The organism is Bradyrhizobium sp. MI1.11 (assembly GCF_055811255.1).
In genome coordinates, this window is the sequence record NZ_JBVVPM010000163.1 from 1 (window position 1) to 1,581 (window position 1,581).

A 1,581-nucleotide genomic window follows, 5' to 3' on the forward strand; every position below is an offset into this window, starting at 1 on the left:
CTAGACTGTATGTCCCCCCACAAAATGAGGCGACTCACCCTCGATGTTGCGACGAGGGTTGCCCGGATGGACCGGGTAGAGCCTCAAACAAGGAGGGCGAGTCGTGGGTCATCATACCGAGGTCTTTGTCGGAATCGATACGTCAAAATCGCGCAATGCTATAGCCATTGCCGATGGCGGCCGTGGCGGCGAGGTACGATATCTCGGGGAGTTTCCTGCCACGGAGGCAGCGATCCGAAAGCTGGTGGCAAAGCTTGCAGCGAAATGCTGTCAGTTGACGTTTTGCTACGAAGCAGGGCCAACAGGATACGGTCTCTACAGACTGCTCAAGAGCCTCGGCCATGACTGCCTGGTGGTGGCCCCCTCGCTCGTTCCGAAGAAGGCCGGCGATCGAGTGAAGACGAACCGGCGCGATGCGGTAAGCCTCGCCAAGCTGTTGCGCGCGGACGAGCTCACGGCGGTGTGGGTGCCGGACGAGCGCCATGAGGCTATGCGCGATCTCTCGCGCGCCCGTCAAGCAGTGAAGAAGGACCTCCAGGGCAAGCGTCAACAGATCTCGTCATTGATGCTGCGGCTGGGACGCATCTATCCGGGCAAGACAACGTGGGGACCAGCCCACATGAGATGGCTCATGTCGCAGAAGCTCGAGCATCGCGAGCAGCGCATCGCATTCGAAGAGTTACTTGAGGGGATACGCCAGGAAAGTGAGCGGCTGGAGCGTTTGGAAGATGCCATCCGCGAGGTAGTACCCGAGTGGTCGCTCGCCGAGGTTGTGTCGGCCCTGCAGGCGGTGCGTGGGATTGATCTCATTGCGGCTGTGGGGGTGCTGGCTGAGATCGGTGATCTATCCCGCTTTCAAAATCCGCGCGAGTTGATGGGCTATCTGGGTCTGGTGCCCACAGAAAACTCGACTGGCGACCAAGTCAAGCGAGGCGGCATCACCAAAGCCGGTAATGGGCGGGCGCGACGTATTCTTGTAGAGGCGGCCTGGAGCTATCGATATCCGCCGCGCGTGAGCCGAGACAAGCAGCCAAAGGTGGAGGCCGCACCGAGAGTCGCGCGCGAGATTGCGTGGAAAGCGCAAACCAGGCTGTGCGGACGCTTCCGCTCACTCGAGCGGAAGGGCAAGCGGCGAACCGTAATCGTCACGGCGATTGCCCGAGAGCTATCCGCCTTCATTTGGGCGATCAATCGCGAGCTCATGCCACCTCGACAGGCGTGACATCGTTGGGGGCTGTGGACCGCTCGAGTCGTGAGGTGCGCTCGACCGGCCCACAGCCCCCTTTGTTGCAATCAAGATCAGGGGGCAGTCGCAGACATTAATCGTGCAGAAGTGAAGGCGGGACCACGGCAGGGGAAATCCTGAAATCCATTATGTGGCCGATCATCCGATCGACGCCCGACGCTAGACCAGGGACAGCCCCAGACGAAAAAACGGAAATGCGGTATCCAACCCGCGCATCAGAGCCTGTTCACCGACGTCTTTGAGTCCCGCCTTCTCCTCTGCACGATCCATCGGCACAAGAACTTCACGATGAGTCCTCGTGGAGATGAGAAACCGTGCGCTGTGTGCTTGACTGG

At 60.2% G+C, this 1,581-nt stretch carries 1 protein-coding gene; it reads left to right on the plus strand.

What is annotated here, in order from left to right; genetic code table 11:
- The first annotated feature begins 103 nt into the window (after positions 1–103).
- Complete coding sequence (locus tag AC0L30_RS42860) at positions 104–1,222, plus strand: IS110 family RNA-guided transposase (protein WP_275199710.1); 1,119 nt, start codon at positions 104–106, stop codon at positions 1,220–1,222.
- Positions 1,223–1,581: the final 359 nt, after the last annotated feature.